The sequence below is a fragment of the Streptomyces olivaceus genome (assembly GCF_000721235.1).
GTDB classification, from domain to species: Bacteria; Actinomycetota; Actinomycetes; order Streptomycetales; family Streptomycetaceae; genus Streptomyces; species Streptomyces olivaceus.
This window is the reverse complement of record NZ_JOFH01000115.1, coordinates 1-758: the sequence shown is the minus strand read 5'-3', so window position 1 is coordinate 758 and position 758 is coordinate 1. Positions and strand designations below refer to the sequence as shown.

Below are 758 nucleotides of genomic sequence, written 5' to 3'. Positions count from 1 at the left end.
GCCTGGATCATCTTGATGATGCCGGCGACTCCCGCGGCGGCTTGGGCGTGGCCGATGTTGGACTTGACCGAGCCCAGCCACAGCGGCTGGTCGGAGCGGTTCTGCCCGTATGTGGCGAGGATCGCCTCGGCCTCGATGGGGTCGCCGAGGGTGGTACCGGTGCCGTGCGCCTCCACCGCGTCGACGTCGGACGCCGACAGCCCCGCGCCGGCCAGCGCCTCGCGGATGACGCGGCGCTGCGCCGGGGCGCTCGGCGCGGTGAGGCCGTTGGAGGCTCCGTCCTGGTTGACCGCTGAGCCGCGTACCACGGCCAGCACCTGGTGGCCGTTGCGGCGGGCGTCGGGGAGGCGGTCGACGAGCAGCAGGCCGACGCCTTCGCTCCAGGCGGCTCCGTCGGCGTCGGCGGAGAAGGACTTGGAGCGTCCGTCGGGCGCGAGCCCGCGCTGCCGGCTGAACTCGACGAACGCCGCCGGAGTCGCCATCACGGTGACGCCGCCCGCCAGTGCGAGGTCGCATTCGCCGTTGCGCAGGGCCTGGACAGCGAGGTGCAGGGCCACCAGCGACGACGAGCACGCCGTGTCCACCGTCAGGGCGGGTCCGGCCAGATCGAGCACGTACGACACCCGTCCGGACGCCACGCTCGTCTGGGTACCGGCGAGCAGGAAGCCTTCGAAGCCGTCGGGGGAGGCTTGCATGAGGCGGTTGCCGTAGTCGTCGTACATGACGCCGGTGAAGACGCCGGTGCGGGTGCCGCGGAG

At 72.7% G+C, this 758-nt stretch carries 1 protein-coding gene; it reads right to left on the bottom strand.

Features of this window, described 5'->3' with window-relative positions; all coding sequences use genetic code 11:
- The coding region (locus IG94_RS0137995) for a beta-ketoacyl synthase N-terminal-like domain-containing protein (protein ID WP_031048745.1) at positions 1-758 on the bottom strand (758 nt) is incomplete at both ends.